Origin of the sequence: Longispora fulva (genome assembly GCF_015751905.1) — a bacterium.
Taxonomy (GTDB): domain Bacteria; phylum Actinomycetota; class Actinomycetes; order Mycobacteriales; family Micromonosporaceae; genus Longispora; species Longispora fulva.
This window is the reverse complement of sequence record NZ_JADOUF010000001.1, coordinates 7,043,555-7,069,516: the sequence shown is the minus strand read 5'-3', so window position 1 is coordinate 7,069,516 and position 25,962 is coordinate 7,043,555. Positions and strand designations below refer to the sequence as shown.

General features: G+C 72.2%; 26 protein-coding genes. 9 read left to right on the top strand and 17 right to left on the bottom strand.

The annotated features are described in order from the left end of the window. Positions 1-30: 30 nt before the first annotated feature. The 6 genes from IW245_RS32570 to IW245_RS32545 all read left to right on the top strand — a co-directional run bounded on the left by IW245_RS32570 (position 31) and on the right by IW245_RS32545 (position 5,862). Positions 31-705 carry a FadR/GntR family transcriptional regulator gene (locus IW245_RS32570; protein ID WP_197008797.1) on the top strand — a complete coding sequence of 225 codons (675 nt, stop codon included), beginning with the start codon at positions 31-33 and terminating at the stop codon, positions 703-705. Positions 706-767: 62 nt separating this feature from the next. Beyond that, complete coding sequence (locus IW245_RS32565; protein WP_197006943.1) at positions 768-1,535, top strand: hypothetical protein; 768 nt, start codon at positions 768-770, stop codon at positions 1,533-1,535. A gap of 5 nt (positions 1,536-1,540) precedes the next feature. Continuing rightward, positions 1,541-2,167, top strand: a complete 627-nt coding sequence (locus IW245_RS42450; RefSeq protein WP_197006942.1) for a DUF4129 domain-containing protein — start codon at positions 1,541-1,543, stop codon at positions 2,165-2,167. Further along, the gene (locus IW245_RS32555; protein ID WP_197006941.1) at positions 2,164-3,549 is read left to right on the top strand and encodes a DUF4350 domain-containing protein; all 1,386 of its coding nucleotides are present in this window, start codon (positions 2,164-2,166) and stop codon (positions 3,547-3,549) included. The genes IW245_RS42450 and IW245_RS32555 overlap by 4 nt, the downstream gene beginning before the upstream one ends. Positions 3,550-3,586: 37 nt before the next feature. Continuing rightward, the gene (locus IW245_RS32550; RefSeq protein ID WP_197008796.1) at positions 3,587-4,567 is read left to right on the top strand and encodes an AAA family ATPase; all 981 of its coding nucleotides are present in this window, start codon (positions 3,587-3,589) and stop codon (positions 4,565-4,567) included. Beyond that, complete coding sequence (locus IW245_RS32545) at positions 4,564-5,862, top strand: DUF58 domain-containing protein (RefSeq protein ID WP_197006940.1); 1,299 nt, start codon at positions 4,564-4,566, stop codon at positions 5,860-5,862. Before IW245_RS32550 ends, IW245_RS32545 begins: the two co-directional genes overlap by 4 nt. 74 nt (positions 5,863-5,936) lie before the next feature. Here the strand turns inward: IW245_RS32545 and IW245_RS32540 are convergent, their stop codons facing one another. Next, the gene (locus IW245_RS32540; protein ID WP_197006939.1) at positions 5,937-6,845 is read right to left on the bottom strand and encodes an RDD family protein; all 909 of its coding nucleotides are present in this window, start codon (positions 6,843-6,845) and stop codon (positions 5,937-5,939) included. Between the two features lie 23 nt (positions 6,846-6,868). Between IW245_RS32540 and IW245_RS32535 the strand changes: the two genes are divergently transcribed. Continuing rightward, positions 6,869-7,864 (top strand): stage II sporulation protein M, encoded by a 996-nt coding sequence (locus IW245_RS32535; protein ID WP_197006938.1) that lies wholly within the window; start codon positions 6,869-6,871, stop codon positions 7,862-7,864. Positions 7,865-7,873: 9 nt separating this feature from the next. Here the strand turns inward: IW245_RS32535 and IW245_RS32530 are convergent, their stop codons facing one another. Then, positions 7,874-8,383 (bottom strand): hypothetical protein, encoded by a 510-nt coding sequence (locus IW245_RS32530; protein WP_197006937.1) that lies wholly within the window; start codon positions 8,381-8,383, stop codon positions 7,874-7,876. 159 nt (positions 8,384-8,542) lie between these two features. On the opposite strand from IW245_RS32530, the gene IW245_RS32525 reads away from it, so the two are divergent. After that, complete coding sequence (locus tag IW245_RS32525; RefSeq protein ID WP_197006936.1) at positions 8,543-8,935, top strand: helix-turn-helix domain-containing protein; 393 nt, start codon at positions 8,543-8,545, stop codon at positions 8,933-8,935. Positions 8,936-9,020: 85 nt separating this feature from the next. Here IW245_RS32525 and efeB read toward each other — a convergent pair whose 3' ends face one another. The 14 genes from efeB to IW245_RS32455 all read right to left on the bottom strand — a co-directional run bounded on the left by efeB (position 9,021) and on the right by IW245_RS32455 (position 24,866). Beyond that, positions 9,021-10,265, bottom strand: a complete 1,245-nt coding sequence (gene efeB, locus IW245_RS32520) for an iron uptake transporter deferrochelatase/peroxidase subunit (protein ID WP_197006935.1) — start codon at positions 10,263-10,265, stop codon at positions 9,021-9,023. A 25-nt stretch (positions 10,266-10,290) separates the two neighbouring features. Continuing rightward, positions 10,291-11,418: an iron uptake system protein EfeO gene (gene efeO / locus IW245_RS32515; protein ID WP_307788930.1), complete on the bottom strand. Its 1,128-nt coding sequence runs from the start codon at positions 11,416-11,418 to the stop codon at positions 10,291-10,293. Beyond that, positions 11,415-12,275: an iron uptake transporter permease EfeU gene (gene efeU, locus IW245_RS32510; RefSeq protein ID WP_307788929.1), complete on the bottom strand. Its 861-nt coding sequence runs from the start codon at positions 12,273-12,275 to the stop codon at positions 11,415-11,417. Before efeU ends, efeO begins: the two co-directional genes overlap by 4 nt. A 300-nt stretch (positions 12,276-12,575) precedes the next feature. Continuing rightward, positions 12,576-14,021 (bottom strand): adenosylhomocysteinase, encoded by a 1,446-nt coding sequence (ahcY, locus tag IW245_RS32505; protein WP_197006934.1) that lies wholly within the window; start codon positions 14,019-14,021, stop codon positions 12,576-12,578. A 42-nt stretch (positions 14,022-14,063) separates the two neighbouring features. Next, positions 14,064-14,600 (bottom strand): NUDIX hydrolase, encoded by a 537-nt coding sequence (locus tag IW245_RS32500; RefSeq protein WP_197006933.1) that lies wholly within the window; start codon positions 14,598-14,600, stop codon positions 14,064-14,066. A 288-nt stretch (positions 14,601-14,888) separates the two neighbouring features. Then, on the bottom strand, positions 14,889-15,977 hold the full coding sequence (gene manA / locus IW245_RS32495; protein WP_197006932.1) for a mannose-6-phosphate isomerase, class I: 1,089 nt from the start codon (positions 15,975-15,977) through the stop codon (positions 14,889-14,891). A 1-nt stretch (position 15,978) separates the two neighbouring features. After that, complete coding sequence (locus IW245_RS32490; RefSeq protein WP_197006931.1) at positions 15,979-16,899, bottom strand: cation diffusion facilitator family transporter; 921 nt, start codon at positions 16,897-16,899, stop codon at positions 15,979-15,981. A 34-nt stretch (positions 16,900-16,933) separates the two neighbouring features. Continuing rightward, positions 16,934-18,127, bottom strand: coding sequence for an SIS domain-containing protein (locus IW245_RS32485; protein ID WP_197006930.1), 1,194 nt, complete (start codon positions 18,125-18,127; stop codon positions 16,934-16,936). Continuing rightward, positions 18,124-18,309: a Trm112 family protein gene (locus IW245_RS32480; RefSeq protein ID WP_197006929.1), complete on the bottom strand. Its 186-nt coding sequence runs from the start codon at positions 18,307-18,309 to the stop codon at positions 18,124-18,126. Before IW245_RS32480 ends, IW245_RS32485 begins: the two co-directional genes overlap by 4 nt. An 18-nt stretch (positions 18,310-18,327) precedes the next feature. Further along, positions 18,328-19,722 (bottom strand): phosphomannomutase/phosphoglucomutase, encoded by a 1,395-nt coding sequence (locus tag IW245_RS32475; RefSeq protein ID WP_197006928.1) that lies wholly within the window; start codon positions 19,720-19,722, stop codon positions 18,328-18,330. Positions 19,723-19,808: 86 nt separating this feature from the next. Continuing rightward, positions 19,809-21,203, bottom strand: a complete 1,395-nt coding sequence (locus IW245_RS32470) for an aldehyde dehydrogenase family protein (RefSeq protein WP_197006927.1) — start codon at positions 21,201-21,203, stop codon at positions 19,809-19,811. Positions 21,204-21,456: 253 nt separating this feature from the next. Continuing rightward, positions 21,457-22,107: a GNAT family N-acetyltransferase gene (locus tag IW245_RS32465; RefSeq protein WP_197006926.1), complete on the bottom strand. Its 651-nt coding sequence runs from the start codon at positions 22,105-22,107 to the stop codon at positions 21,457-21,459. 108 nt (positions 22,108-22,215) lie between these two features. Next, complete coding sequence (locus IW245_RS32460) at positions 22,216-24,468, bottom strand: hypothetical protein (RefSeq protein ID WP_197006925.1); 2,253 nt, start codon at positions 24,466-24,468, stop codon at positions 22,216-22,218. 32 nt (positions 24,469-24,500) lie between these two features. Then, complete coding sequence (locus IW245_RS32455) at positions 24,501-24,866, bottom strand: DUF3499 domain-containing protein (protein WP_197006924.1); 366 nt, start codon at positions 24,864-24,866, stop codon at positions 24,501-24,503. A 188-nt stretch (positions 24,867-25,054) separates the two neighbouring features. Here IW245_RS32455 and IW245_RS32450 point away from each other — a divergent pair, with 188 nt between their 5' ends. Beyond that, positions 25,055-25,420 carry a metallopeptidase family protein gene (locus IW245_RS32450; RefSeq protein WP_233472728.1) on the top strand — a complete coding sequence of 122 codons (366 nt, stop codon included), beginning with the start codon at positions 25,055-25,057 and terminating at the stop codon, positions 25,418-25,420. Positions 25,421-25,442: 22 nt separating this feature from the next. Here IW245_RS32450 and IW245_RS32445 read toward each other — a convergent pair whose 3' ends face one another. Next, positions 25,443-25,700 carry a WhiB family transcriptional regulator gene (locus IW245_RS32445; protein WP_197006922.1) on the bottom strand — a complete coding sequence of 86 codons (258 nt, stop codon included), beginning with the start codon at positions 25,698-25,700 and terminating at the stop codon, positions 25,443-25,445. Positions 25,701-25,962: the final 262 nt, after the last annotated feature.

Sequence of the window (25,962 nt, the reverse complement as noted above, 5' to 3'; positions counted from 1 at the left end):
GGGATGACTTGATGATAGGGAGTGTGTGTGATGCCACTGGAGACGACAGCCCGATCTCCGCTGGTCAGCCAGGTCATCAGCCAGCTTCGTGAGCAGATCACCCGGGGCGAGTGGGCGGTCGGCGCCCGGATCCCACCGGAACCGGAGCTCGCGGCCCAGCTCGGAGTGGGCCGCAACACCCTGCGCGAGGCCGTGAAGGCGCTCTCGCACGCCGGGCTGCTCGACTGCCGCCAGGGCTCCGGGACGTACGTGCTGGCGGCCAGCGAGCTGTCCTCCGCCGTCGCCCGGCGGATCGCCGACGCCGAGTTCCGCGACGTGCTCGAGGTGCGGCGCGCCTTCGAGGTGGAGGCGGCGCGGCTGGCGGCGCGGCGGCGTACCCCTCTCGATCTGGAGGCTCTTGATCTCGCTCTGGCCCGGCGGGAGGAGATGTGGCGGACCGGGGACGCCGCGCGGTTCGTCGAGGCTGACTCCGCGCTGCACGAGGTTGTCGTCGCCACCGCGCACAACAAGGTGCTCGCCGACCTCTATGCCGACTTCGGCACCGCCCTGCGCGCCAGCCTGCGCCACGTCGTCGGTGAGGAACTCACCCCCGACAGCTACGTCGACCACACCCGGCTCGTCGACGCCATCCGCGCCGGGGACGAGGACGCCGCGGCGTTCGAGGCCCAGTGCTTCCTGAAGGAGACGTCGACCGAGGAGGGGTAGGGCGGAATTAGCGGACCCGTGCCAAGATGAGGGCCGCTCAATTCTGGTGAACGGGGGTGGCCGTGGGTTCCGTCGCGCTGCCCGACCGCCCACTCTCGGTGGGCGAGCTCCTCGACGCCGCCGTCGAACTCCTGCGCACCCGGGCGAAGCCCCTGATCGGCATCGGGCTGATCCTCGCCCTCCTCGAACAGGGCGCGCTCGCCCCGCTGTGGGCCGCTCGGCAGCCGTTCTGGGAAGCCCCGACCAGCTACCTGCCCTGGCTGGCCTGCGGGCTCGGCTTCGAGAGCCTGGCGATCGGCCTCCTCGCCGGGTACGCGGGCCGGGCCGCCCGGATCTCCCTCGGCGGAACCCCCGGCGGCATCGCGGCCCCGGTCCTCACCGCGGTGCTCGTCGCCGTCACCGCGGCCGTCTCGTCCCTCCTCTTCGGCGTGCCGTGGCTCGTGGCCTACGCGCTCCTCGGCTTCGCCGTACCCGTCGCCGTCATCGACCGCACGGGCAACTCGTTCGGCCGGTCCGCCCGGCTGGTCCTGGCCGGCAGCCTGCGCGCCGGCATGATCCGCCTCCTCGGGTACTGCGCGTGGCTGGGCATCCGGCTCGCCTTCGCGTTGGCGGCCAAGACCCTGCTGGACCAGGTGTTCGACCTGACGGACCCGCTCTACGTCGCCGCGATCTGGGCCCTGATCAACGGCATCGCCTACCCGGCCCTCGCCTGCCTCGACGTCGTGGCGCACCTGGAGAACCGGATCCGGGTCGAGGGCCTCGACGTCGAACTCGGCCGGGCCCGCGCGACCGGCCGCCCCGCCGACGACGTGCTCCGGGCCGGCCGGTGAGCGCGGTGGCCCGCTGGTGGACGGCACTGGTCGCCGACGTCGCCGACTGGTTCCCCGGCGGGGTGGCCGGGCTGATGGCCGCGCTCCTGCTCGGGGCGTTGTTCCTGATCGCGGCGCTGCGGTGGTGGCGGCAGTGGCTCGCGGCGGCCCGGCGCGCCCTCGCCGCGGCCCTGCGGCTGGGCTCCTGGCTGGTGGCCGCCCCGGGCCGCCTGCACCGGTGGCTGCTCCGGCTGCTGGCCTGGCGGCCGGGCCGCCGACGCCCCAAGCCCGCGAAGGTCACCAAGACCATCACCATCGACGACCTGCCCGAGGGCCCCGACGACGCGCTGCCCGAGCTGCCGGCCGAGGTCCTGCTGTCGTTGGCCGACCAGTACGCCGCCGCCGGGCGGTACGGCGAGGCGGTCCGGGAACGGCTCCGGGTCATGATCCGCCGGCTCGCCGACCGGGGGGTGCTGAGCCCGCAACCGGGCTCGACGGTCACCGAACTCGCCATGGCGGCCGGCGCCGCGCTGCCGACGGCCGACGCGCCGCTGCGGGAGGCGACCCGGATCTTCTCCGACATCTGGTACGGCGAGCGGCCGGCCACCGCCGAGATGGACGCCCGGATGCGCACCCTCGGGGAGAGCCTGTGACCGCGCGGCTGAAGACGCTCGCCCCACTGCTCGTCGCCGTCCTCCTCGTCGTGGCCACCCTGGTGTTCCACGCCGTGGACACGCCGTCCACGGGCGACGACGGGTACCTGTCCCCCACCGGCACCGACCGGTTCTCCGGCCACGAACTCGAACGGCTGCTCACCGCCGACGGCCGGCGGGTCGTCCGGCACACCGTCCCCGCCGACGCCCTCAACGACGCGATCGCCGGGAACACGACCCTGTTCCTGCCAGCCCCCGAATACCTGAACCGGGACTTCTTCCGCCAGCTGACCTTCCTGCCGGCCACCACCCGGATCGTGCTCGTCCAGCCCGGCCAGGCCGCCCTCGACGACCTGGCCGCCGAGTCCCTCCGGGGCACGCCCCGGGTGCTCGGCGAGCGGTGGGCCACCGCCGTCGTCGGCCCCGGCGGCTGCGACATCGGCGGGGCCGGGGACGCGGCCGTCGGCCGGGTCCGCTACAGGCTCGACGGCGCCCAGAGCTGCTACGACGGCCACGTCCTGCTCAGCGACAACTTCGTCATCGTCGGGGCCGCGGACCCGTTCAGCGACGAGCGGATCGGCGAGCACGACAACGCGCGGCTCGCGGTGGCGCTGCTCGGCCGGTACCCGAACATCGCGTGGCTCGACCAGCACAGCCTCGTCGTGCCGTCGCCCAGCCCGACCCCGACCCTGCCGCACGTGCCCGAGGTGTGCGGCACGCCGGCCGCCCCGGGGGTCGTGTGCGTCACCCTGCCGCCGGAGTCGCCCCGGCCGACGGCCCGGTGCACGGTGCCGAGCCCGACGTCGACGCCGCAGCCCACGTACACCTGCTACATCGCCGGGCACGGCGGAGGCGGGACCGGGGGCGGGGGCGGGGGCGGCGGGGGCGGCGGCTCGGAGCGGCAGCCCAACCCGAACCCGGACGAGGGCAGCGAGAAGCCTCCGAACCCGCTCTGGGCGGCGTTCCCGCCCTGGTTCTGGGCGGCACTCGTCGGACTGGCCATCGCGGCGCTGCTGCTCGTCCTCGCCCGCGCCCGCCGCCTCGGCCAGCCCGTCGCCGAAAGGCTGCCCGTCGTCGTGCGGTCCACGGAGACCATCACCGGCCGCGGCCGGCTCTACGCCCGCGCCCATGCCCGGCTCCCGGCCCTCGACGCGGTCCGCGCCGGGGCCCGGCGTCGGCTGGTCGCGGCCCTCGCCCTCGGTCCCACAGCGATGTCCGGCGAGATCGTCGCGGCGGTGGCCGCACGGACCGGACGGACAGAGGACGCCGTGCAGGAACTGCTCTACGGGGTGATCCCCGAAACCGACGCCGAGCTGACCAGCATGGCCGACGCCATCGACCGGCTCGTGGAAGACACCACCAGGGAGACACGCAGTGACTGACCACCAGCAGGCCGGCGAGGCGCTCGAGGCCCCGGAGATGCCGACGGCCGGCGAGGGGCTCCAGGCCCCGGAGGCGCCGACCGCCCGCCAGGCGCTCGCCAACCTCCAGGCCGAGGTCGGCAAGGTCGTCCACGGCCAGGACGCCGTCGTCACCGGGCTGCTCATCGCCCTGCTCTGCCGGGGACACGTGCTGCTCGAGGGCGTGCCCGGCGTCGCGAAGACCCTGATGGTCCGCACCCTGGCCGCCGCGATGGCCATCGACACCAAGCGGGTCCAGTTCACCGCCGACCTGATGCCCGGCGACGTCACCGGCTCCCTGATCTACGACGCGCAGAGCTCGAAGTTCGAGTTCCGCGAGGGGCCGGTCTTCACGAACCTGATGCTCGCCGACGAGATCAACCGGACCCCGCCGAAGACCCAGTCCTCGCTGCTGGAGGCCATGGAGGAGCGCCAGGTCTCCGTGGACGGGTCCCCCCGCGCGCTGCCGGACCCGTTCGTGGTCTGCGCGACCCAGAACCCCATCGAGTACGAGGGCACCTACCCCCTCCCCGAGGCTCAGCTCGACCGGTTCCTGCTCAAGCTCAACGTCGCCCTGCCGGGCCGCGAGGCGGAGCTCGCCGTCCTGCGGGCCCACCACCAGGGCTTCGACCCGCGCGACCTGTCCTCCGTGCAGACCGTGGCCACGATCGCCGACCTGGCCGCCGCCCGGCAGGCGGTCCGCGAGGTCCAGGTCGCCGACGGGGTGCTCGGCTACATCCTGGACCTGTGCCGGGCCACCCGGCAGTCCCCGTCCCTGGAGCTGGGCGCGTCTCCCCGGGGCAGCACGGCCCTGCTCAACACGTCCAAGGCGTGGGCCTGGCTGTCCGGCCGCGACTACGTGACCCCCGACGACGTCAAGACGCTGGCCCGACCGACCCTGCGGCACCGGATCCGGGTCCGCCCCGAGGTCGAGCTCGAGGGCGTCACCCCCGACGGCGTGCTCGACGCGGTGCTGGCCACGGTCCCCACCCCCCGATGATCACCTGGCGTCCGGCAGCCCTGCTGGCGCTGGCCACCCTGTCCCTGCCGCTGTGGCCCGCGCCGTGGCTCGGCCTCGCCGTGTACACCGTGGCGGTCCTCGCCCTCGCCGGCCTCGACCTGTTCGGCGCGGTCCGGCTGTCCCGGGTCGCCCTGGAGCGCGACGGCGTCCGACAGCTCCGGCTCGGCGAGTCCGGCGCGGTGACCCTGACCGTCACCAACCACGGGGTCACCGACCTGCGCGCCGAACTCCGCGACGCCTGGCCGCCGTCGGCGGGGGCCACCCCGGACCGGCCGTACGAGTTCGTGCTCCCGCCCGGCGAACACTGCCGGATCGACCTCGACCTGCGGCCCACCCGGCGCGGCGACCGGTCGGCCGACACGGTGACCCTGCGCTCCTACGGGCCGCTGCGGTTCGCGTACCTGCAGTCCAGGAAGCTGGCCGCGCCGTGGACGGTGCGGGTGCTCCCGCCGTTCACGTCCCGCCGCCACCTGCCCGAACGCCTCGCCCGGCTCCGGGTGTTCGACGGCAACGTGGTCACCCGGGGCCGGGGCCAGGGCACGGAGTTCGACGCGCTGCGGGAGTACGTCGTGGGCGACGACGTCCGGTCCATCGACTGGCGGGCCACCGCACGTCGGGAGAGCGTCGTGGTCCGCACCTGGCGGCCCGAGCGCGACCGGCGGGTGCTGTGCGTGCTGGACACCGGACGCACCTCCGCCGCCCGGATCGGCGACGCGCCCCGCCTCGACGCGGCCCTCGACGCGTGCCTGCTGCTCGCGGCGCTCGCCTCCCGGGCCGACGACCGGGTCGACCTGCTCGCCGTCGACACCGCCGTCCGGGCCGCCGTCGAGGGCGCCAACAAGGCCACCCTGCTGACCAAGATGGTGCAGGCCATGGCCCCGCTCGAGCCGGCGCTGGTGGAGACGGACTTCGGCCTCGTCGTCGCCGAGATCCTGCGCCGGGAACGCAAACGCGCCCTCGTCGTGCTGTTCACCGCCCTGGAACCGGGCGCGCTCGGCGAGGGCCTGATGCCCGTGCTGTCCCGGCTCACCGCCCGGCACACCGTCGTCCTGGCGGCCGTGCACGACCCGGTCGTGGACGAGATGGCCGCAGGGCGCGGTTCGGCCGAGGCGCTGTACGCGGCGGCCGCCGCCGAGAAGACGCTGGCCGAGCGGCGGCGGGTGGTGGCGGTGCTCCGCAGGCACGGGGTGCACGTGGTGGACGCGCCGGCGGACCGGTACGCGCCGGCCGTGGCGGATCTCTACCTGACCCTGAAGGCCCAGGGCAGGCTTTAACCCGACGATCAACCCCATCTCAGACGGTTACGCCGCGTCCCCCACCCGGCGCGCGGCGGCACTCCGGTGGGGCCTCAAGCGGGCGGTGCTCCCGGCCGCAGCAGCTGCCCCTCCCGGGGCACGGGCGGCGGCACCGGACGCCGCGCCTGTCGGGGCACCGCCATGTGCTTCTCCAGATCCGGCCACACCTGCGCGGACGCCGCCCGGGCGGCCCTCAGCCGCCCCGCCGCCCGCCGGTTGCGTTCGGCGAGCACGGCGGCCAGGTACGCCCAGCCGGGCGTGTTCGGCGGTGCCGGCGGCGTCGTACACGCCATCACCTCGGCGGCGAGGGCGTAGCCCAGCCGTTGCCGCGCCTCGGGCCGCAGGCTCCGGTTCCGGGCCAGGTAGTGCCGCACCGCGAGCGCCAGGTCGTCGGGCAGCCCGGACAGGTCCAGGTTGCGGGCCCATTCCGCGAGGCCGGGGACGGCCGGCGGCACCGGGATCCAGCCCCACTGGGCCGGGGCCCGGTCGTGGATGACGATGGTGCCGGCGGTCAGGTCGCCGATCCGCTTGCCGTGCGGGTGCACGAGCATCATCCACAGGCTGGCCAGCCAGGTCAGGGGCGGCAGGGCGAGCCCGGGCCACTCGGCGGCGACGGCGACCAGGGTGCGGGTCAGCGCGTGCCGGAAGGTGATCGGGCCGCCGTCGTCACGGACCACCCGCAGCCCGAGGGCCAGTTTGCCGACGGACCGGCCCTGGGTCGCCCCGGAGATCGCGACCGGCAGCACGACGAGCACCAGCACCAGACCGATGATGTACGCCCCGGCCAGCACCGCGTCGCCACCCGTGGCCGCTGGCAGCAGGAACAGCGCGAGCACGCCCGCCGCGGCGGCCTGGACGAGCACGTCGATCAGCAGCGCCAGCGCCCGCGAACCAATCCGAGCAATCCGGACATCAAGCTCCACGGCCTCGCCGCTGACGAGGCGATGGGCATTCTCCGGCACGGGGTGCACGCTACCCTGTCGCGGTGGATCTCGATGCCTACGTGGCCGAACACCGTGGCCAGTGGCAGCGGCTGGAGCACCTGACCCGGCGGCGCCGGCTGACCGCCGAGGAGGCGGACGAGCTGATCGCGCTGTACCAGCGCACCACGACACACCTGTCGGTCGTCCGCAGCCGGGCGCCCGACCCGGTGCTGCTCGCCCGGCTGTCCCAGCTGGTGCTGGCCTCGCGGGCCGCGATCACGGGCTCCGGCCGGTTCCGGTGGGCCGAGGTGGGCCGGTTCTTCACCGTGTCGTTCCCTGTGACCGTCTACCGGGCCCGGGCCTGGTGGATCAGCGTCGGGGCGGGGTTCACGGCCCTGTGGCTGCTGCTGACGGCGTACGTGGCCGGGCATCCGGAGACCCAGCGCGCCCTGATGTCCGAGGACAAGATGAGCCAGCTCGTCGACCACGACTTCGAGTCCTACTACTCCGAGCACGCCGCGCAGGACTTCGCGTTCAAGGTGTGGACGAACAACGCGTGGATCGCCGCGGTGTGCCTGGCTGCCGGGGTGCTGGTCGTACCCGTCTTCTATGTTCTGTGGACGAACCTGCTGAACCTGGCCGTCGTGGGCGGCGTGATGGTCAGCCACGACCGGGGCGAGCTGTACTTCGGCCTCCTCGCCCCGCACGGCCTCCTGGAGCTGACCGCCGTGTTCGTGGCCGCCGGGGTGGGCCTGCGGATCGGCTGGTCGTGGATCGCGCCCGGGCCGGGGCTGACCCGGTCCCGGTCGCTGGCGCAGACCGCGAGGGCCGGGATGACGGTCGCGATGGGCCTGGTGGTCGTGCTGCTGGTCAGCGCGGGGGTCGAGGCGTTCGTGACCCCGTCGGGGCTGCCGACCGTCGCCCGGATCGCGATCGGCGCGACGATCTGGCTGAGCTTTCTGGGGTACGTGTTCGCACTCGGCTCCCGCGCCGCCGCCCGGGGCGAGACGGGTGACGTCAGCGGGGACGCCCGCGAGGAGTACGCGCCCTCGACCTGAGAGCCCCGCTCAGGAGGCGGCGGTCGCGGGAGCCCGACGGCCCAGCCGCGCCAGGAGCAGGAGCACGGCCGCGACCGCCGCCGCCACTTCGAGGCCGAACAGCAGGTGGCTGACCGGCGGGTACCAGTGCCGCGTCGCAGCCTCGACCCCGCTCCAGTCGAACTGACCTCCCGGGCCGTCCGACCACCGGCCCCGCGCCGCCCACGGCGAGGTCCAGTCGATGATCGACCACAGCACCCAGAGGCCGAGCACGGGAAATATCCCGGCCCCGGCGAGCCGGCTGCCCCGGGCGACCGGCACGGCCAGGCCGAGCAGCATGACGGCGAGGCCGATCAGGACCAGCGCCGTCTCGTACATCTCCGGCCGGACCGGCAGGACGCTGTCCCCGTCCCAGCCGGGGTGGTGCTTCGTGATCGGCATCGCGAACACGGCCGCCGCCGCGTCCAGCAGCAGCGCGACGGCCAGCAGCACAAGGGTGGCGGGGACTGCGAGGCGGCCGGCGCTCCGGAAGAGGGTCACAGGACCGGATTCTAGTGACGTGCGGCGATCCGGTGGGGGCCGTGGACACCGCGCGCCCGGTGCCTGCCAGGAGCCTGGAGCCCGGGTCGCGACGCCTGCACATTTGCACGCGGCGGCGGCGGGCGGATGCGCCGACCATCCACGGCGGACAATGCGGTCATGGTCAGCGACGGGCGTAGCGCGCCGTATCCGCTCCGTAGCCGGCTCGCCCGGCACCTGCGGTTGCTCCGGGACGAGTCGGGGCTGACGATCGGCGCGGTCGGCCGCCGCCTGAGCTGCTCGGGCTCGAAGGTGAGCCGGATCGAGACGGGCCTGTGCGGGATCACCGTGGAGGACGCCGAACTCCTCCTCGACATCTACCAGGTCACCGGCCCCCGCCGGGACTCGAGTGCACCTTCGACTTTGTCTCCGACGGGGTGGTCGGCGTCCGGGACAGCAAGGACCCGGCCGGGTCGGTGCTCGCCGTGCCGACTGCCGACTGCCGACTGCCGACTGGCGACTGGCGACTGGCGTACTTTCCTCGCCGCCGCGCGGCTCAGCCCTCGCAGGTGAGCCGACGCTGTCTGGTCGGGCCCCACTCGTAACCGTCTGATGATTTTGGGGTGTCGCCGTCGGGGAACGGCGACACCCCAGAGCCTTACCCGAAGAGCGCGGAACCCCAGTAGTCGTTGTCGTCGCGCACGCCGGCCGGGATCGCGAACAGCCCGCTCGACGTGTGCTTGATGTACTCGTTCAGCGGGTCCTTCTGCGCCAGCATCCGCTGGATCGGCACGAACTGCTTGTGCGCGTCACGCTGGTAGGCCATGAAGAACAGGCCGGCGTTGAGCCTGCCGAGCCCGTCGGAGCCATCCACGAAGTTGTAGCCCCGGCGGAGCAGGTGCGCGCCGCCGTGGGTGCTCGGGTGCGCGAGCCGGATGTGCGCGTCGTCGGCGATCTTCTTCTCGCCGAGCTTCGGCTCGTCGAACTCCTTGGCCTCGCCGATCGGCGCGCCGGTGCCCTTGTGCCGCCCGATGATCTGCTCCTGCTCGTCGAGCGACGTGCGGTCCCAGATCTCGATGTGGTTCCGGATCTTGCGGGTGACGAGGTAGCTGCCGCCGGTCATCCAGTCCGGCCCGTCGCCGGGCTGCACCCAGAGCTGCTCCTTGAGCACCTTCGGGCCGTCCTCGGCCTTCATGTTGCGGGTGCCGTCCTTGAAGCCGAGCATGTTGCGGGGCGTGGCCTGGGCCGTGCTCGTGGAGGAGGTCCGGCCGTAGCCGAGCTGCGACCAGCGCACGGTGACCACGCCGAAGCCGATCCGGACCAGGTTGCGGATGGCGTGCACCGCGACCTGCGGGTCGTACGAGCAGGCCTGCACGCAGATGTCCCCGCCGGAGATGGCCGCGTCGATGTCGTCGCGCGGGAAGTGCGGGAGGTCCGCGAGCCCGGCCGGCTTCTTGTCGGCCAGCCCGAACCGGTCGGTGCCCTCGGCGGTCCGGAACAGCGTCGCACCGAACCCGATCGTCAGGGTCAGCCCGGCGGCCGGCAGGCCGATGGCCTCGCCGGTGTCGTCCGGCGGGGCGGCCCCGGGGCCGGCGACCGCGCCGAGCGGGCCGGCGTCCTGGCCAGCCGTCATCCGCCGGGCCGCCTTCGTCCACGCCTTGAGCATGTCCACCAGGTCGGCGCGGTTCTTCGTGATCACGTCGAACGACGCGAAGTGCAGCCGGTCCGGGGCCGGGGTGACGATCCCGGCCTGGTGCTCGCCGTGGAACGCGACCGGCTGGGTCACCGACGGGGCCGCCTCGGCGGAGTCGTCGGACAGCGCCAGCGCGCCGACGCTGATCGCGGCCACTCCGGCGGCGCCGATCCCTGCGGCACCGAGGACCTTGCGACGGGAAACGCTCATCTGCCTCGTCCTTCCTGGAGTCGGGCTACTTCGAGGCGACGAGCGCCGCGACCTTGCTGACCGGCTCGCCGACGCCGTTGACCGCGTCCGCGAGGCCCTTGACCTGCTCCTTGGACAGCTCGGTGTAGAGCTTGAAACCCTCACCGACCTTGTACTTGCCCAGCTCGGCCAGCACCGCCACGAACTGCTCGTCGAGCTTCTTGCCGAGCGCGGCGTCCTTCTTGTCGATCAGCGGGCGCAGCGCGGCGACGACGGCCTTGGCGCCCTCGACGTTGGCCTCGAAGTCCCACAGGTCGGTGTGCGAGTAGCGGTCCTCCTCGCCGGTGACCTTGCCGGTGGCGACCTCGTCGAGGAGCGACTTGGCGCCGTTGGCGATGGACAGCGGGGTGAACTTCACGGTGTCGACCGTGTCGACCAGCTCCTTGACGTCCTTGGCCAGCGCGTCGGCGATCGCGCCGCTCTTGGAGATGTCGCCGGTGACCCACAGGTCCTTCTCCAGGCGGTGGAAGCCCTCCCAGTCCTTGCCGGGCTCGACCTTGTCCTCGCGGGCGTCGAGCTCTGCGTCGATCTCGCCCAGGGCCTCGGCGATCGGCTCGATGCGCTCGTAGCCGGTGCGGGCGACCGGATACAGCTCCTTGGCCTTGGCGATGTCGCCGGCCTTGACCGCCGCGACGAACTCCGTGGTCTTGGTCAGCGTCAGGTTCGCGTTCTCCTTGACGAACGTGCGGTACGCGTCCACCGCCACCTGGTCCTCGGCCGACAACGCCACGGTCTTGCCGGTGACGGTGAGGTCCTGGCGGATACCGTCGCCGGTCTGCCCCGGCTTGCACGCCGCCTGGTACTTGCCCTCCTCCAGGTCCACCTTCAGCTCGCGGCTGACGCCCGGGGTGATGTTCTCCACCTCGCCCATGACCTTGTTGCCGTCGGCGTACACGTAGAACTCGGTGGTCTTCGTGCCCTTGTTCGTCACCTTGAAGTGGTGGGTGCCCGCCGGCAGGTCGGCTTTCTCGACCTTGCACTCGGTGTCGGTCGCGGTGACCGCGATCGCAGCGCCCGCCGCGGCGTCCTTCTTGTCGTCGGAGCAGCCCGCGAGGCCACCCCCGGCGATCAGACTGGCCGCGACCAGTGCCGTGATCCGGTGCACGCGCTTCACAGAGTTGCTCCTTCGTTGGTGGTGACCGGCTTGGCCGCCGGCTTGGGGGCCGCCTGCGGCCAGAGGAAGTACGTCAGGACGGGGATCAGGTACGCCAGGTACGCGACGAGCTGCGGGACGGTCGGCTTGGCCGTGAAGTTGAACAGGCCGGCGAGCAGGCTCGCGTACCACGAGGATTCGTCGTACCAGCCGGTGATGTCGTAGGCGAGCACGTCGTGCCAGCCGATCACGTGCGCGGTCTGCAACTCGGCGGTGCCGTACTTGAAGATGCCGGCCGCGACCAGGACCAGCAGGACGCCGGTCCACTTGAAGAACTTGGCCAGGTTGATCCGCAGCGCCGCCCGGTACAGCCCGATCCCGAGCAGCACCGACGTCACCCCGCCGCCGCACAGGCCGAGCAGCGGCATCGCGCCCGCGTCGCCGCCGGTGCTCTGGGCTGCGGAGATGTAGATCAGGGAGGTTTCCAGGCCCTCGCGGATGATCGCCATGAAGGCCATCGCGACGACGGCGAACTGGCCCATCTGCAACGCGTCGTCGAGCTTGCCGGTCAGCTCGCCCTTGATGCTGCGCGCGGTCCGCCGCATCCAGAAGATCATCCAGGTGACGAAGCCGACGGCGATGTAGGAGGTGACGCCCTCGAAGTGCGGCTGGTACTCGCCCATCGCGGCCACGGTCCACGTCAGGAGCACGCCGGCCCCGACGGACAGGGCCAACGCTACGCCCACCCCGACCCACACCGGCAGCAGCTGGTCGCGGCGGTTGGCCTTCACGAGGTACGCGATCAGGATGCTGACCACGAGCGTGCACTCGAGTCCCTCTCGGAGACCGATGAGGTAGTTGGGCAGGATCGCGTTCACGGTGGGCACTCCGAAGGTTGGCTAGGCGTGCCTTACTAAGGGCAGCCACACCTTAACGCCCTGGCCGGGAGCATGCAAAGAGGGCCGCACCGATGTGGCGCGACCCTCTGGCGATTGACCGGTTTCTTACTTTCGACCGCGCTTTTGCTCTTGCTCTAACCTTTGTGGCCCACTGAGGGCGGGGAGGCACTCTGCTGCCTGGCGCGCCTCCGGCACGACCGCAGAAGGTTCCGGCATACCGGTGTTGTATGCCGGGTTCCTGACAACGCACGCATCGTCGCCCTCAGCGGGTCGGCACAATTAGTAGCGGTAGTGCTCCGCCTTGTACGGGCCCTCGACCGGCACGCCCAGGTACTCGGCCTGGTCCTTGCGCAGCTCGGTCAGCTTGACCCCGAGCGCGCCGAGGTGCAGCCGGGCGATCTTCTCGTCCAGAGCCTTCGACAGCGTGTACACCCCGATCGGGTACTCGTCGAGCTTCGTGAACAGCTCGATCTGCGCCATCGTCTGGCCGCTGAACGAGTTGGACATGACGAAGCTCGGGTGCCCGGTCGCGTTGCCCAGGTTGAGCAGCCGGCCCTCGGACAGCACGATGATCGCCTTGCCGTCCGGGAAGGTCCAGGTGTGCACCTGGGGCTTGACCTCCTCCTTGACGATGCCCGGGATCTTGGCCAGGCCGGCCATGTCGATCTCGTTGTCGAAGTGGCCGATGTTGCCGACGATCGCCTGGTGCTTCATCTGCGCCATGTGGTCGGCGGTGATGACGTCGTAGCAGCCGGTCGTGGTGATGAAGATGTCGGCCGTGGCGACGACGTCCTCCAGGACCGTGACCTGGTAGCCGTCCATCGCGGCCTGCAGCGCGCAGATCGGGTCGACCTCGGTCACGATGACCCGGGCGCCCTGGCCGCGCAGCGACTCCGCGGAACCCTTGCCGACGTCGCCGTAGCCGCAGACGACCGCGACCTTGCCGCCGATCAGCACGTCGGTCGCCCGGTTGATGCCGTCGATCAGCGAGTGCCGGCAGCCGTACTTGTTGTCGAACTTCGACTTGGTGACCGCGTCGTTGACGTTGATCGCCGGGAACAGCAGCTCGCCGTTCTTCTGCATCTCGTACAGCCGGTGCACGCCGGTGGTGGTCTCCTCGGTGACGCCCTTGATGTCGGCGGCGATCCGGGTCCACTGGCCCTTGTCGGCGACGAGGGTGCGGCGCAGGGTGTCGAGGATGACCGCGTACTCCTCGGAGTCGGCCTCCGTCGTCGCCGGCACGGCGCCGGCCTTCTCGAACTCGACGCCCTTGTGCACCAGGAGCGTGGCGTCGCCGCCGTCGTCCAGGATCATGTTCGGGCCCTGACCGTCAGCGAAGGTGAACAGCTGCTCCGTGCACCACCAGTACTCCTCCAGGGTCTCGCCCTTCCAGGCGAAGACCGGCACGCCGTTCGGGGCGTCGACCGAGCCCTCCGGGCCCACCACGATCGCGGCGGCGGCGTGGTCCTGGGTCGAGAAGATGTTGCAGCTGACCCAGCGGACGTCCGCACCGAGGGCGGTCAGGGTCTCGATCAGCACCGCGGTCTGGATCGTCATGTGCAGCGATCCGGCGATCCGGGCACCGGCGAGCGGCTGGGAGGCGGCGAACTCCTTGCGGATCGCCATCAGACCCGGCATCTCGTGCTCGGCGAGCTGGATTTCCTTGCGGCCGAAGGCTGCGAGCTTCAGATCGGCGACCTTGTAGTCCCCGGAGGCGAGCGTCATGGATTCCTCTTTCTTCGCGCGGCTACGCATCAGCCGTCAACACTAGCGGTAGCTGTTGTGCAACGGGTCCCCGGGAAACGGGATTGGCCGATCCGGGGCGTTAGCCACATCACGGAGAGCGCGGTCGGCGACGCTGCGCAGATACGCCCCCCGGTCGCCGAGCCCGGCGAAGACGTCGAGCTCGTCACATCCGGCCCAGGTGAAGTAGTCCCGGACCGGCCAGTCCGACTTCGGCTGGCGCAGGGAACCGGCGACCTCCACCGCGTACTCCGTCTCGACGAGCTCGCCGGCCGGGGTGCGCCACGTGGTGAACCCGGCGCACGAGACGACCCGGCGGATCTGCCAGCCGGTCTCCTCTGCGACGAGCCGGGCGATCGCCCCGACCATGGACTCGCCCGGGTGCGGGAACCCGGTGATCACGTCCAGAGCGCCGGGGAAGGCGGGGTGGTCGCCGAGTCGGCGCTGTAGGAACGCTCTCCCTGCGGAGATCGCCACGACGCCGACGAGCAGAGGCCGGGTGGTGCCCTGCCTCAGGTCGGGCAGGGGAACACCGGGCTCGATCCAGAAGCCATCACGCACTGCTAGACCGTAGCTCGCCGGGGACCGGTTCCGCCTTCGCACACCCGTGCGTCCTGTCTCAGCGTCGCGGTCCCGGAGCGCAAAGTGGCGATCGGCGAGGGGCGAAATGAGGCACAACGTGCGGAACGGCCGCCGCATGGTGGCCGTTCCGCACTTCCCCCCGGTTTGCATTCCCCGCACGTCGCGAACCCCTCAGTCGTGACGTTGCGTATTTAGATAATCACACATAGCAGCCGAGGGGTCAAGAACAATCCGGGAATAACATCTGTGTCACGGGCAAAACCCGTCCTACCTGGCGATGGCCGCAAGATACGCCTCACCCTGACCGGTCATGACAATCGGTCCCTCGGTCGCGGCGGCGAACCCGGCCTCGCCCGGCCCCAGATCCAGCCCGTTGGCCGACACCCGGCCCGAGGTGCACAAAATAATTCGCGGCCCCGGCGCGTCGAGCCGCACGGGCGTGTCGGAGACCGTCGCCCGGTACAGCGCGAACTCCCGGACCGGCACCGGCCACAGCTCCAGCCCCGGGGACACCGGCACCGACCGGACCACCGGGTCGGCCAGCGCCTCGAAGCTCAGCACCTCCAGCAGCTCCGGCACGTCCACCCGCTTCGGGGTCAGCCCGCCGCGCAGCACGTTGTCGCTGGCCGCCATCAACTCCACGCCCATCCCCCGGATGTACGCGTGCAGGTTGCCCGCCGGCATGAAGATCGCCTGACCCGGCTCCAGGACCACATGGTTGAGCAGCAGGGCCACCAGAGCACCCAGATCCCCCGGGTACCGCTCGGCCAGGTGCCCCACCAGCGCCGCCTGCTCGGCCGGCAGCCCACCGGCCAGCACCTCGGCGACGAGGGTCGGCGGCGCGGTGAGCAGGAACTCCACCGCCCCGCGCAGGTCACCGGCCCGCAGCAGCGCCACCGGCTCGGCCAGCGCCGGCACCCCGGCCAGCAGCCCGGCCGTCACGCCCGGGTCCCGGAAACCGCACAGGGTCTCGAACGGGGCCAGCGCCACCAGGATCTCCGGCTTGTGCTGGTCGTCGACGTAGTTGACGTTGCCCTCCGCGTACCGGGCGGCGGCGCGGGCCGCGTCCGGGTGCGCCTGCAACGACAGCGGCTCCTCAGCCGCCAGCACCTTGAACAGGAACGGCAGCCGGGGCCCGAACTCCGCCGCCGGCCCCTCGCCCAGCACGCCGACCGGATCCGCCGTGATCAGCTCGTCCAACCGGCCCCGGTCCAGGGCCGACGGGTCCGCCGGGTGCGCCCCGAGCCAGAACTCCGCCTCCGGGCCCTCGCTCGGCACCGGCCGCCCCTGCAGGGTGGCCAGCGCGTGCCGGGAGCCCCAGGCGTAGGGCCGAATCACGCCAGTCAGGCGTTCCATGTCACCGCTCCGTGCTGTAGATGTCCGGTTCGATGTAGATCACCCGGGCGATGGGCACGGCCTCGCGGATACGCACCTCGATGGCGTTGATGCCCTGGGCGATCTCGGCGGCCGTACTGTCGTGCCGGATCCCGACCTTGGCCGCGACCAGCAGCTCCTCCGGCCCCAGGTGCAGGGTCTTCATGTGGATGATCCGGTCCACCTCGCCGCCGCCGGTGATCGCCGTGACGATCCGGGCCTCGTTCTCCTCGGTGGCCGACTCGCCGATCAGCAGACTGTTCATCTCCACCGCGAGGATCACGGCCACCGCGACGAGCAGCAGACCGATCATCCCGGTGCCGATCGCGTCCCAGATCCCGTCGCCCGTGATCAGGGTCATGCCCACGCCGAACAGGGCCAGCACCAGGCCGACCAGCGCCGCGAAGTCCTCCAGCAGGATCACCGGCAGCTCCGGCACCCGGGCCCGGCGGACGAACTCCGCCCACGACGCCTTGCCCTTCGGCCCGCGCGACTCCTTGATCGCGGTCCGGAACGACAGGCCCTCCAGGACGATCGCCACGACGAGCACCGTGACCGGCACCCACTTCCACGCGGTGATCGGCTCCGGGTGCTGGAGCTTGTGGTACGACTCGTACAGCGCGAACAGGCCGCCCACCGTGAACAGCACGATCGACACGATGAACGCGTAGATGTAGCGCTGCCGGCCGTAGCCGAACGGGTGCTGCGGGGTCGCCTCCCGGCTCGCCCGCTTGCCCCCGACCAGCAACAACACCTGGTTGCCCGAGTCGGCCACCGAGTGGATGGCCTCGGCGAGCATGGACGAGGACATCGTCAGCCCGTACGCGACGAACTTGGTGACCGCGATGCCCAGGTTCGCGAACAGCGCGGCGACGACGGCCTTGGTGCCGCCCTCAGCGCTCACGCGCCCGCCCCGCCGCTCTCGGTGAAACGCTTGCTCATGTAGCGGAGAGCTCCTTCATTTCCGACACGGCGGGGGTCGCCAACGGGTCCAGCCCGTGCGCCAACGCCAGGTAGATCGACGCGAAGTCGGGCACGGCGACGAGCGAAGCCAGCCGCTCCAGGGGAGAGCCGCCCTCGGCGCGGATCACCGTGCAGCGCACGCCGCGCCGCTCGGCCAGCCGCTCCACCGCGTGCGCCCGGCGCTCGTCGATCGCCGGGGTCTCCGACGCGCCGTCCTCGGTGTCGAGGCCGCCGTCGCGGAGCAGCACGATCCGCAGCCGGGTCGGGTCCGGCTCATCCGACGGATCGGCGAAGATGTCGCGCTGGCCCTCGGCGAGGCCGCCGAACACGCCGTCGAGCAGGCCGACCCGGCCCCGGTTGGCCTCCATCAGCGAGTCGGCCATTGCCGGGTAGCGCGCGTTGGCAGCGAGCACGTCGGCGACCCTGCGGGCACCGGCGGCGGCGAGGGCGGAAGAGCCCCACACGATGGGTACCGAATTCGCCAGGTCCAGCGCCAGCGACTTCGCCGGGTTGGTGAACGACTCCGCGGCCGGCCGGCAGCGCTCCGCCTCGGCGTCGAGCCGGGCGGCGGTCTCCGCGAAGTCCGCCTCCGCGATCCGGACCAGGCCCAGCGCCCGGCCGGCGAGCAGCACCGGCACGGTCAGGGCCCACAGGCTGACCATGGCCGGCCCGCGCCGGGGCACCGGGATGAACGGCGCCCGGGCCCGCTCGGCCATCGCCTGCAGCTCGCTGTCCGGCGCGCCGATCGCGACCAGCCGCGCGCCCCGCCTGGCGGCGGAGTCGGCGGCGGCCAGGGCCTCCGGGCTGCGACCGGACGCGGAGATCGCGATCACCACGTCGCTCGCGCTCAGCCAGCCCGGCGCACCGCCGTGCTGGATGATCGGCACCGGGCAGCGCGGCCCGGCGACCGTGGACAGCACGTCCCCGGTCCGCCCCGCCGTACCGAGGCCGGCGATCACGACCGCCCGGGGGCGGCCCTCGTCGGCGAGCCCGGACAGGTTGATCTCGCTGGCCAGCGCCGCGACCTCGCGGAGCTGCGCGCCCGCGCCCGCCACGGCGAGCAGCATCTTGCCCGAGTCGGCGGCGGCCAGGCCGTCGGCGTCGTCGAGCAGCGCCTCGTCGATGTGCCGGTGGCCCTTGACCCCGGCGGAACCGTCGAGCGGGTTCACCGCCCGTCACCGGCCGGACGGGTCGCCTCGTCCAGCAGCAGGACCGGGATGCCGTCCCGGATCGGGAAGATCAGGCCGCACTCGGTGCAGGTCAGCGTCGCCGCCGCCTCGTCGAGGGTCAACGGGGCGTGGTGGGTGTCCGGGCACGCGAGGATCTCGAGCAGTGCGGTGTCAAGCGCCATGGTGGTGGAGACTCCTTGTCAGCGGCGGATGATTGCGAGTGCCTCGTCCCGGACCTGGGCCATCCGCTCGGCGGTGGGGGCCTCGACGTTCAGGCGGAGCAGGGGTTCGGTGTTCGACGCCCGGACGTTGAACCACGCGCCGTCGGGCAGGCTGACGGTCAGGCCGTCGAGGTCGTCGGTGTCGGCGTCGGGGAAGGCCGTCGCGATCTCGGCCACCTTCGCGGCCTGGTCGGCCACAGTGGAGTTGATCTCGCCGGACGCGGCGTACCGCTCGTAGCGCGCGCCGATCTCCGACAGCGGGGCGTCGGTCTCGCCGAGCGCCGCCAGCACGTGCATCGCGGCGAGCAGCCCGGTGTCGGCGCCCCAGAAGTCCTTGAAGTAGTAGTGCGCGGAGTGCTCGCCACCGAACACCGCGCCGGTCTTGGCCATCTCCTCCTTGATGAAGGAGTGCCCGACCCGGGTCCGGACGGCGACGCCGCCGTTCTCGGCCACGATCTCCGGCACGGCCCGCGAGGTGATCAGGTTGTGGATGATCGTGCCGCCCGGGTTCTTGGCCAGCTCGCGCACCGCGACCAGGCCGGTCACGGCGCTCGGCGACACCGGGGCCCCGTCGGAGTCGACGACGAAGCAGCGGTCGGCGTCCCCGTCGAACGCGAGCCCGATGTCCGCGCCCTCCGCGACGACCCGCTTCTGCAGGTCGACCAGGTTGGCCGGCTCCAGGGGGTTGGCCTCGTGGTTCGGGAAGGTGCCGTCCAGCTCGAAGTACATCGGGATCACATGAAGCGGCAGGACCGAGCCGTTGGCAGCGCCTTGCGCGCCCAAGCCGAACACGGCGGGGATGGTGTGCCCGGCCATGCCGTTGCCGGCGTCCACCACGACCTTCAGCGGCCGGATGCCGGTCAGGTCGACCAGCGCGTTGAGATACCCCGCGTACTGCACCAGCAGGTCCTGCTTCGCCACCACGCCCGGCCGGGCGACGGGGACCACGTCCGCGCCGTCGAGGATGGCCTGGGCGGCGTCGCGGATCGCGCGCAGCCCGGTGTCCTGCCCGATCGGCTTGGCGCCCTTGCGGCACATCTTCAACCCGTTGTACTGCGCCGGGTTGTGACTCGCCGTCAACATGACGCCCGGGATGTCCAGGGAACCCGAGGCGAAGTACAGCTCGTCGGTGGAGCACAGACCCGCGTCGACCACGTCGGCACCGAGCGCCGTGGCCCCGGCGGCGAACGCCGCGGCCAGCTCGGGCGAGGACGGGCGCATGTCGTACCCGATGACGATTCTCTCGACGGGGCCGTCGGCGGACAGAACCTGGACGAACGCCGCGCCGATCGCGCGGACCACCTCCGGGTTGAGCTGGTCCGGGACGGTGCCCCGGACGTCGTACGCCTTGACGATGCTGGCCAGGTCAGCCACCGGCTGCGCTCCTTACGGGTGCTGAAAGTACCGAAAGGGCAGCCTACCCGAGACGCACATGACCCTCTCGCCGAAGACCCGGGCGGTCAGAACGCGTTCAGCACGAGGACACGCTGCTCCGTGTAGTCGTCCATCGCGCTGCGCACCCCCTCCCGGCCCACGCCGGACCCCTTCGACCCGCCGTAGGGCATCTGGTCGGCCCGGAAACTGGGCACGTCCCCTATGATCACGCCGCCGACGGCCAGGGCCCGGTGCGCCGCGAACGCCGTGGGCAGATCCCGGGTGAACACCCCGGCCTGCAACCCGTACTGCGAGTCGTTGACCAGCGCGAACGCCTCCTCCACCGTCTCGAACGACGACAGCACCAGCACCGGCCCGAAGATTTCCTCGGTGTTCACCTCGGCCTTCGGGTCGGCGTCGACGATGACGGTCGGCTGGACCCGCCGGCCGTCCCGCCCGCCGCCGACGAGCACCCGGCCGCCGGAGGAGCCGATCCAGGACTCGATCCGCTCGGCCGCCGCGTCGTTGATCACCGGCCCGACCTCGGTGTCGAAGTCCAGCGCCGCGACCGCGTCGACCAGGTGGTCGCCGAACGTGTGGTAGACGGAGGCTGCGACGAAGACCCGCTGGACGGCGATGCAGCTCTGGCCGGCCTGGTAGTTGCCGAACAGGGCGACCCGCCGCGCGGCGGCCTCCAGGTCCGGCCAGTCGGCGCACACCACGGCCGCTGCGTTGCCGCCGAGCTCGAGGGTGACGTGCTTGCGGGGCACGGCGTCGGCGATCCGCCAGCCCACCGGCCCGGAACCGGTGAAGCTCACGACGGGCAGCCGGGGATCGGCCACCAGGGGCGCCATCCGGTCGTTGGGCACCGGCAGCACCGACCAGGCGCCGGCCGGCAACTCCGTCTCCGCGAGCAGCTCACCGAGCAGCAGCGCCGTCAGCGGGGTGCCCGGGGCCGGCTTGACGATGATCGGCGCGCCCACGGCGATCGCCGGTGCGACCTTGTGCGCGACGAGGTTCAGCGGAAAGTTGAACGGCGCGATGCCCAGCACCGGCCCGCGCGGGAACCGGCGCACGATCGCCGCCCGACCGGCCGCCGCCGGATCCGTGTCCAGGCGCTGCATCTCGCCGCCGAACCGCCGCGCCTCCTCCGCCGCCCACCGGAACGTCGACACCGCCCGGTTGACCTCGACCGCAGCCCACTTGACCGGCTTGCCGTTCTCGGCGCTGATCAGGGCCGCGATCTCCACGGCGCGCTCGGCGAGCCGGCGGGACACGTGGTCCAGGGCAGCGGCCCTGGCGTGGGCCGGCAGATCCGCGCAGGCACCGGCCGCCGCCGCCGCGGCGCTGACGGCTCTTTCGACCTGGGCCGGGCCGGGCACGCCGGCCACGCCGACCAGGCGGCCGTCGTCGGGGGCGTGCACCTCCAGGACCTCGGTGGTGCTCTCCCGGGTGCCGGCGACGAAACAGTAAGCGTCCACGCCACCACCGTAGTCGGCCGGCGCGCCCCGGGGAGGGGCCAGGATCACGGACCCGACCGGTCCGCCGGGGCCGCCGATCGCGGGTCGCCCGATCGACAGGAGGCGGACGCCAACCGATCGGGGACGCGTCCGTGATCGGTCCGGCGGGTCGCGGCCTTCCGCGCGTCGTCGACACGGCCCCGCGCACCTGGGCTGGGCGGGGCCGGCGCGCGGCGGGGCAGGGACCTCCGTAGCCGTCCGATGGGGTTGATCGTCAGTGGAGCGTGACGTGTGCGCCGGACAGCGCCTCCCAGAGGGCCGTGGCCTGCGGGTCGGTCGGGATGACGCCCTCCGTCTCCAGGAAGTAGCCCTCCATGAAGGAGCGGACCGGGGCCGCGAGCACGGCGTCGGAGCCAGCCAGGAACTCCGGCGCCGCGTGCAGCGCCATCAGGAACAGGCCCGACACCCGGCCCGTCCCAGGGCTCAGCGCCGGCTGGAAGTAGGGGATGTCCAGGGCCCGCGCGCCGCGCCTGCGGTAGAACCGCAGTCGGGCGGCCGGGTCGCCGTGCTCCTCGACCGTGCCGGCGTGCGCCTCCGGGTCCTCGACCTCCGCGAGGATCAGGCACGGGTCGCACTCGGCCCGCCACGCCGCCAGGGTGTCGTCGAGCAGCGCGCCACCGATCCCGCCGCCCCGCACGCCGGGGCGCAGCGCCAGATAGCCCAGGAGCATGACCCGCAGGTGCGGGGCCCAGTCGCCGACCGCGCCGCCCAGCACCCGGCCGTCGTCGTCGACGGCGAGCCGGACGTGCGCGCCCTCGAGTTCGTCGAGGGGGCCCAGCTCCGACGGCGGGAACGACGGGGTCAGGACCTCGGCGTGGAACTCCGCGAGCAGGGGATGCCGGCCGGAAACGGCGAGAATGCGCATCCGATCATGTTACCGTCCATACCGGCGGAACGGTCGGGCGTCGGCGCCCCGTTCGCGCGGGCCGCCACCGTCGTCGCCTCCGCGGCCTCCAGCGGCACCCGCCCGTTGTCACTTCCGGCGCCACAGCCGCAGCATCGCCCACGCGCAACCCACCCCGCCGAGCGCCACCAGACTCAACGACCACCGCACGGCGTGCGCCCCCGACATCCACTCCGCGTCGTGCAGCACCTGGATCACCCCGCTGATGCTCGCCGCGCCGAACAGCCACGCGAACGCCTCCACCAGGATCCGCTGCCGGGAGTCCCGCAGCGCCTGGTTCTCCCTGGCCCGCTGCTCGCGGAGCCGGGCCAACGCGTCGATCACCGCCTCCGCCCGGCCGCTGCTGGCCTGTTCGAGCTGCTCGTACAGGTCCGCGCGCAGCCGGTTCACCCCGGTCGCCTCGGCCAGCCGGTCCAGGATGTCGCGCTCCACCTCCGCGCTGACCAGGGTCGGGCCGAAGATGTGCATCAGCAGGGACTGGGCCTCGGCGACCAGGCGCTGGAGGACGAGCTGCTGGTTCTGCAGCTGGGCGAGGGTGTCGCCGACCCCGGTGATCCGGCCGCTGGCCAGGGCGCGTTCGGCCTCGTCCATGCTCTCCACCAGCCGCAGCCGGTACTCCACGATCTTCTCCCGCCACGCCCCGATCAGCCCCTCCAGCGACGCCGTGAACTCCGCCATCGCCTCCAACGGCTCGACCATCACGTTCGGGGTGCCCAGCATGACCAGGACCGTCGTGTTCAGGGTGGCGATCACGTGCTCGTGCGCCAGGGTCAGGCCGGCGAGCGGGTTCTTCCGGACGGCCGGGGTGTAGCGGGCCCACTCGGCCAGGGCGTACGTCGCCTCCGACACCGGGTGGCCGAGGATCTGCCAGCCCACCGCGCCGCGCAGCTCCTCCACGGAGTTGACCCGCCGCCGGGGGGCGCCGCGGCCGGGGCCGGCGGCCAGCGCGGCGTCCTGGATGGATAGCACCACGTGGTACAGGTCGGGGCGGGCCTTCACCTCCACCCTGCTCAGCGGCCGGCCGGCGTCCTCCAGGGGGCCGCGGAGCAGCGGGTCGTGGGAGACCGAGTGCACGATCCGCTGGCCGAGTTCGGTGAGGATCTGGCGGACGTGCTCGCCCAGGTTCGACTCGTGGTCCTTGCCGGAGATGGTCTCCATGCCGTGCTCGGGGGCCGCCCGGTGCAGGGCCTCGTAGACGTTGCCGGCCCTGGCGTCGCGCATCGCCGACTCGACCCGCAGGTAGTGGTTGCCGAGTTGGGAGAAGCGCAGCTCCACCCGGTACGGACCCCGGGGCCGGCCGTCGGCCGTGGTGATCGTCAGATCGGGGAGTTCGAGGACCACGCCCTCGTAGCGGCGCTCGGTCGCGCCCTCCCAGGTGTCGCCGACCGGCAGGAAGTCGCGCATCCAGCGCACCGGGTGGCCGCCGAGCCGCCAGCCGGCCCCGTATCGGCGGGCCGCGCGGACCACGAGGGCGTCCGGGGCGCCGCGGATCGCGAACGGGTAGACGTAGATGATCTTGCCGGCCTCCACGACCAGCCAGTCGTCGTCCACGGCGTCGGCGAGCAGTTGCAGGCTGCGCCGGTGCGCCCGCAGCTCGGTGGTGTCGAACGTGTCCCCGGTCGCCCCGGACGACTCGGCCTCCCGGAGCAGGTCGATGGCCCGGCGCACCTTCGGCAGCGCCGCCCGGCCGGTCGCCTCGAACTCCCCCACGGCGCGGGCGGCGGCCACGATGCCCCGGTAGTACGCGGTCTTCGCGACGGCGAGCCGGGCCAGGTACCGCGCGATCGGCGGACACACCTCCGCCAACTCCGCGGCGTCCTCCTCCGCGCGCCGGGCGACGGTCAGGACCCGCTCGGCCGGCGGCACCATCGCCATCGGGGCCGTGCACACCAGCGCCCGGGCCACGTCGATCTCGTGCCGCAGCGAGTCGAGCTGGCGGAGCACCGCTGCGGTGACCGGGTCGCCGTCGGCGGCCGTGGCGCGCTGGGCCGCCGTGATGACGCCGACGATCCGGTCGTAGTGCGAGCTGCGGCCCCAGGCCTCCACGCAGACGGCGGCCACGTACAGCGCGAGGACGACCACGCCGCCCTCGAACCGGGCAGCGCCGCGCACCGCGTCGGCGACCCACCGGTCCACGTGCGTCTCCGTCGGGCGCTCGCCGCCGATCCGGCCGACGGCCGCCGCCTCGATCGTGCTCCACTGTGGGAGCCTGTCGAGCCGGGCCGGCTCCAGCCCCTGGCCGTGCAGCCAGTCGCGGAGCGGCCTCGGATCATCCGTATTCGCCACATAGGTCTCAACAGCGTCGAGCCACCCGTTACCCACGGGCTCTAGTGTATTGGCCTAGGTGAATGCCTCTAGGACGGCGGGATAACTCTCAGGTGTCCGCGCCTGCCGACGCCGCGGCCGGCGGTCTCCCGCGGCGGGTCCGGCCGGGGCGGCGTGGGGTCGGAGCGGCCGGCCTCGCGCACCGCGTCGGCCAGCGCCACGAGGTCGTCGGGCGTGGGCGGCGGCAGATCGAAGTCGCCCTCGTGCCGGACCAGGTCCCAGCCCCGGGGCGCGGTGAGGCTCCGGGCATGCTGCTCACACAGGTCGTACGAATGGGGCTCAGCCGCACCTGCGAGCGGGCCGACGACGGCCGTCGAATCGGCGTACACGTAGGTCAGCGTGGCCACCGCCTGAACGCGGCAGCCGTTACGGGAACACAGCCGTGGTGACCTCACGGCGGCACGGTACCCCTCTCTCAGGCTCCCGTCATCTCGATACCCGCACGACACGCCGGCAGGGGGCCGCGCGGACCCCCGGGAGGGCTAGTGTGGGCGTCGTGAGTAGTCCCCCGCCGAGTAACGAGACACCCCGCGCACCCCGGCACCATCGGGACCGGAGAGGACGCGGACTGCGAGGTCGGCTCGTGCCGGCGTCCGTCCCGCTGTTCCGGACCCGGCGGGACATTTTCGACGACCTGATCCTTGACGCCGTCGAGGGCCTCGAACGACGCTGGGCCGACGAGCTGGCCGGTGTCGAGTTCGCCGTGGAGGACGTCCCCCCGGACCTCAACGTCTACGACACCGACGTGCTGGAGGACGGCGAGGTGCCGCTGGCCCGCCTCCTGCCGGGCCGTCCGGGGCGACAGGCCGTGCCGCCCCGGATCGTGCTCTACCGCCGCCCGCTCGAGTTCCGCGCCGTGGACCGGGACGACCTCGCCGACCTGATCAACAACGTAGTGATCGAGCAGTTGGCGAACCTGCTCGGGATCGACCCCGAAGAACTTTCATAAGATCTAGAAGCTTCAACGGGTACTAGACCGCCTGGCGCTTCAGCTTCCGGCGCTCCCGTTCCGACAGACCCCCCCAGATCCCGAAACGTTCGTCCTTGGACAACGCGTACTCCAAGCAGTCGGACTTGACCTCGCAGCGCCCACAGATGCGCTTCGCCTCCCTGGTCGAGCCACCCTTTTCTGGAAAGAACGCCTCCGGGTCGGTCTGGGCGCAGAGCGCATGCTCCTGCCACTCCGGTGCGTCCCCCAGGAGGTCTGCGACAACCTCTTGGTCCTCCATCAGCGTGCCCCCTTCCTCGCTGCCGACGTTTCGGTCGGTGCGTACCCCCCACGCGGAAGGTCTTTGTGTAGTTGATCCTAATTGCCAGGCTTGGCCCGCATCACGATTGTGTGTCCCCCGTGAAATTACACGCGTGTAATGCGTGCGTCGTCAAGCCGAACCTGATAAATAGGCGCAACTTCGGGGTACCAAGAAAAGGGGCAAACCACCAGTGGGCACGGCGAACAGGCCGGCTGGCCGGCGTCACAGTAAGAAACGAGAC